Source organism: Nonomuraea sp. K271, assembly GCF_009908215.1.
Classification (GTDB): Bacteria; Actinomycetota; Actinomycetes; order Streptosporangiales; family Streptosporangiaceae; genus Nonomuraea; species Nonomuraea longispora.
This window is the reverse complement of record NZ_JAAAHR010000305.1, coordinates 1-4910: the sequence shown is the minus strand read 5'-3', so window position 1 is coordinate 4910 and position 4910 is coordinate 1. Positions and strand designations below refer to the sequence as shown.

Genomic DNA, 4910 nt, shown 5'->3' with positions numbered 1-4910 from the left:
GTGGTGCGTACGATCGCCCGCTCCGAGATGTCCACCCCCCGGCACTCGGCCCCCGGGAAGGCGCCGGCCAGCCGGCGGGTGAACGCCCCTTCACCGCAGCCCACGTCGAGGACTCTGCGGTAGGAGCGGCCGGGGATGTGCCGCAACGTCGTCTCGTACTTGGCCAGCTCGTAGGGCTCGCTCTCGTACCGCCACGGGTCGGGAACGTGGTGCATCCACTCGAAGAAGCGGCGCAGCACACGGCCATGCGCGGGAACGGGCAGGAGGGACACGGTGCGGAAGGACATCCTGTGCAGGCGATCGCGGAGGTCGGGCATGTCTTTCAGCCTGCTGACGCCCGCGCCCCGGTTCGTCGGCCGCGTGACCGATCTTCCGCCGGGACCGGGCTCCTGCCACCGCGGCCCTGCGGTACCGCAGGCCGGGGCGCCGGCCCGGAGGATCCCGGCGGCAGTCCGTCCCAACCAGGGACAACCTGTCCCTGGTTGGGCGTGGGAGCGCTCCCTACACTGGGCAGCGTGATCGACCGTGCCGGGTTCGCCGACTTCCTCCGCCGCCGCCGGGACCTGCTGCGTCCGGCCGACGTGGGCCTTCCCGACGGCGTACGGCGTCGCGCACCGGGTCTGCGGCGCGACGAGGTGGCGGCGCTGGCCGGCATGTCCAGCGACTACTACGCCCGGCTGGAGCAGTGCCGTGGCGCCAATCCGTCCGCGGCGATCGTGGCCTGCCTGGCCCGTGCGCTCCGCTGCGACCTGGACGAACGCGACCATCTCTACCGCCTGGCCGGGCTCGCGCCTCCGGCGCGCCGGGCCGGCCGGCGGATCCGGCCGGGGTTGATCAAGCTGGCCGAGAGGCTCACCGACGTCCCGGTCTGCATCTGCACCGACCTGCACGAGATGTTGTGGCAGAACGCCCTCGCCGACATCGTGCTGGGCCGTCACGCTGCGTCGATCGCGTGGCGATGGTTCACCGAGCCGGCGATCCGCGCCAAGTTCCCCGAGGAGGACTGGCCACGGCATTCACGCTCGCACGTCAACGATCTGCGGGCGACCTACTCCCGCCGCGCCGGCGAGGCCGACGTGGTGGAGATGGTGCACGGCCTGCTGGAGCGCAGCCAGGAGTTCCGCGAGCTGTGGGAGCGTCACGAGGTCGCCGTACGCCGTTTCGACCGCAAGCGCTTCCTGCATCCGGAGCTCGGGACGCTCCACCTGACCTGCGAAGTGCTGCTCACGCCCGAGGAAGACCTCAAGATGCTGGCGTTCTTCCCGACCGAGGGCACCGACGCGCAGGAGAAGCTCGACCTGCTGCGGGTCATCGGGTCGCAGAGCTTCCAGACGACCGCCTGACAGACCGGGCTCGGGCTCAGCCGCCCATCGCGACCTGGTGGAAGGCGGCGAGCGCGCCGTCGATGGGATGGGGCTGCGGCCTGCCCGAGGCGTCGAGCCTGTTCCACCTCTGCAGGTTGACCGCGACGGACAGCTGCCGCCTGCCGTCGGCGCGGGTCATGGACAGGGTCCCGGCACCCCAGACCGTGCCGCCGTGGCCCCAGAAGGTGCCGCCGCCGGGAACCTCCTCCGGGTGCAGGCCGAGACCGTAGTCGATCACCTTCCCCTCCTGGGAGACGACCGGGACGGTGGCCTGCATCTGCGCCAGCGACGACGGGGCGACGATCTGCCCGTCGAGCAGCAGGGCGAAGAACCGGTTGAGGTCGGTCACGGTCGAGACCAGCGCCGCCGCCGGCCCCACCCACGACATGTCGTAGACGCTGAAGTCGCGCGGCGGGTCGATCATGCCGAACCACGCCTCGTAACTCTGCGAGTGGGGCCCATGGAGCTGCGGTCGTGCGGGGAACCCGGTGTCGGGGAGCCCGGCGCGCTCGATGACGTTCCGCGTGATCACCTTCTCCGCCGGCGTACCGGTCACGTGTTCCAGGAGCCGGCCGAGCAGCAGGGTGTTGGTGTTGGAGTACGTCCCAGGAGTGTCGCCCGGCGGGCCGGCGGCAGGCGCCGCGACTCCCATCTCGATCAGATCGCCGGGACGGAAGCGCGTGAACCGGTGCTCCTCCAGGCTGTCGGGCCTCGTATCGGCCAGCGAGGGGAACGAATTGAGGGAGGCGTAGGCATAAGGGAGGTATTCGGCCAGGCCGCTGGTGTGGTTGAGCAACATGCGGACCGTGATCGCGTCACCGCGCTCTCCGGGGACCAGCCGCGGCAGGTAGTGGCCGATCGGCGTGTCGAGCCCGATCTGACCGTTCTCGGCCAGTTGCAGCACCGCGGCGGCGGTGAAGGTCTTGGTGACGCTGCCCACGCGGTGGCGCATGCCGGTGCTGACGGGACGGCCGCTGACGACGTCGGCGACCCCGGCGGCACCCCGCCAGACCTGCTCGCCGTCGCGCACCTCGGCCCACAGTCCGGGCATGCCCGCGCGGTGGACGTCTTCCAGGGCTGTCCGCAGGGCCGTGGGATCGAGGGGGTTGTTCACGACACGTGTCCTTCCGTGATCGGCCGATGTGACGGCTCGGGGCAGGCGGCGTGCAGCCGCGCGGTCCCGCCGTCGGTACGTGCCCCATTATGCACGCGGTGCGTGCAACAGCGCGTGCATAGTCTAGATTGGGTCCGGACGAGAGGGGTGACATGACGGGCCGAAGGCGCTGGTCGGCTGACGAGATCCTGGACACGGCGGCGGAGCTGCTGCGCACAGGAGACGCCGAGTCCTTCAGCGTGCGCCGGCTCGCCGCGGCGCTCGGCACCGACTCCTCCAGCCTCTACCGGCACTTCCGCAACAAGACGGAGCTGTTGCGCGCGGTCTCCGACCGCGTCCTCATCGCCGCCATGGACGGCTACCGCCCCGAGGGCGACTGGAAACAGCGCATCACCACCGTGGCCATGCGCCTGCGACAGGCCTTCGGCCGGCACCCGCAGGTCGCCGTGACCTGGGGGCGCTACGTCTCGGGCGGCGCCGGCTCCCGGCTGGTCATCGAGGAGACGCTGCAGGCCCTGCGCGTATCGGGCCTGCCCGAGAGCGAGATCCCCGCGCACTACCACCGGCTCGCGATCTTGCTGGCGGCGTTGATCGCGTCCGAGGCGGCCATCGGCAGCGCCACCCCCGAGGAGCAGGAGCAGGGCCTGGAGTCGTTCCGGGTCGCGGTGCTGGGCGCCGACCCGGCGCACTTCCCCGCCCTGGCCCACTTCGCCCGCGACATCCGCCCCCTGTCGGACAACCGGGACACCGTCTTCGCCACGATCCTCGCGGCCCAACTCGCCCAGATCGAGACCGCGATCCCCCGCCCCGCCACTTCGCCCGGCCGGTGACGAGCCGGGCACCTCGACACCCGTGGCCCCCAAGCCGTTCCGCCGAACCACGCCCGCACCGGACCGTAACCGGCGCCTGCGCCTCGTGAGCCACGCCGACCCGACCTGACGGTCCCGGCCCCGACCTCTCCGGCCGTCGCTTCTCCTTCCCTTATCGCGCGCGGCGAGCGCGTCCAGGGCGGCGGCGGCCCCGGCGCGGGTCGTGGCGGGCGGCCGGGCCCCGGCGAGCACGCCGGTACCGTACCGGTGCCGTCACCGGCGCAGTCACCGGTGACGGCGCAGGTCAAGAGCGGGGCAAGCATGATCGCCGCCTCGGCGGTTCACCTGTGATCGCGGCCGGAACCCGCCTATCGTGAGCGCCTGTTTCCTAGAAGAGCGGACCTGGCATGCCCGATCGGCGGTCCCGGCCCTGGTGCCGCCCCGCCATGCGGTCCGCACACGTGCGGGACGGAGCGGAATGAGCGGGGAACGATACTCCCGGGTGGCCGGGGTGGCGGCGCAGTTGCCGGAGCACAGCCTGACCACGGAGCAGCTGGAAGACCTGCTGGCCGAGCGCAACCCCGGCATCCGCGTCCCGCGGGGCCTGATCGAACGGCACAGCGGCGTGCGGCGACGCCATGTCGCCCCGCCGGAGTGCATGGCGTCGGACCTGGCCGCGGCGGCGGCCCGCCGGCTGCTGCGGCAGACGGGACACACGCCGCCCGCCATCGACCTGATCATCTACGCGGGCGTGTCCGGCGACGCCGTCGAACCGGCGACGGGGCACATGGTGGCGGCCAAACTGGGGGCAGGCTGCCCGGTCTTCGACGTACGGGACGCCTGCAACAGCGTCCTGCGGGCGATTCACCTCGCCGACGCGCTCATCACCGCAGGCGACCACCGTACGGTCCTCATCGTCTGCGGCGAGCTCATCACCGCCAGCATCCAGTGGCGGCTGGAGTCGCAGGACGACTTCGAGCCGGCGATCCCCTCCTACACGGTCTCGGACTCGGGCACGGCGCTGCTGCTGGAGCGCAGCGGCAGCCCGGGCGTGCTCGGGCACGCGTTCGGCGCGAACTCCGCCGACTGGTCGGCCTCCATCATGCCGTTCATCCGCGACCACGCCGGCGGGTTCCGTACCGGGCCCTTCACCATCGATCCGATCGGCCTGGCCATCGGCGTGCAGAAACTGGACTTCGGCGTGCTGCGCCGGCCGCTCGCCGAGCGCGGCCTCGACTGGGACGACATGGCCGTCACCTGCGTGCACCAGCCGTCACTCGCGGCGCTGCACTGGGTGTGCGAGCTCATGAACGCCCCCGCGGGCAAGGCCGAGGTGACGATCGTCGACCACGGCAACCTCGCCGCCTCCACCCTGCCGATGCAGTTGTACCTCGCCGAACGCGCGGGCCGGCTCAAGCGCGGCGACCTGGTCGCCCTCGTGGGTGTGGCCAGCGGGCTCAGCGAGGGAACCGTGCTGCTGCGCTGGTAGGGAGGCGGCCGGTCGGGTCGCCCCGGGCATCTCAGCCCGGGGCTCCCACAGAACCGTGCGTAACAATCTCTCGTTACACGGCTCTTGTCGTTCTGGTCACCAGACGATCGGGACCGTGTTCACCCAGATCCAGT

Annotated in this window: 5 protein-coding genes; 3 read left to right on the top strand and 2 right to left on the bottom strand. The window is 71.7% G+C overall.

Annotated elements, in window-relative coordinates:
* On the bottom strand, window positions 1-317 hold a 317-nt coding region (locus GUY59_RS46025; RefSeq protein WP_161715095.1), incomplete at its 3' end, for a class I SAM-dependent methyltransferase.
* Between the two features lie 198 nt (window positions 318-515).
* On the opposite strand from GUY59_RS46025, the gene GUY59_RS46020 reads away from it, so the two are divergent.
* Entirely contained in the window at window positions 516-1343 is an 828-nt protein-coding gene (locus GUY59_RS46020; protein WP_252375275.1) for a helix-turn-helix domain-containing protein, read from the top strand.
* A 16-nt stretch (window positions 1344-1359) separates the two neighbouring features.
* On the opposite strand, the gene GUY59_RS46015 is transcribed toward GUY59_RS46020, so the two are convergent.
* On the bottom strand, window positions 1360-2478 hold the full coding sequence (locus GUY59_RS46015) for a serine hydrolase domain-containing protein (RefSeq protein ID WP_171055647.1): 1119 nt from the start codon (window positions 2476-2478) through the stop codon (window positions 1360-1362).
* 152 nt (window positions 2479-2630) lie between these two features.
* On the opposite strand from GUY59_RS46015, the gene GUY59_RS46010 reads away from it, so the two are divergent.
* Both GUY59_RS46010 and GUY59_RS46005 read left to right on the top strand, forming a co-directional pair.
* The gene (locus GUY59_RS46010) at window positions 2631-3308 is read left to right on the top strand and encodes a TetR/AcrR family transcriptional regulator (RefSeq protein WP_138208637.1); all 678 of its coding nucleotides are present in this window, start codon (window positions 2631-2633) and stop codon (window positions 3306-3308) included.
* A 457-nt stretch (window positions 3309-3765) separates the two neighbouring features.
* Window positions 3766-4776: a 3-oxoacyl-ACP synthase III family protein gene (locus GUY59_RS46005; RefSeq protein WP_138208636.1), complete on the top strand. Its 1011-nt coding sequence runs from the start codon at window positions 3766-3768 to the stop codon at window positions 4774-4776.
* Window positions 4777-4910 lie beyond the last annotated feature (134 nt).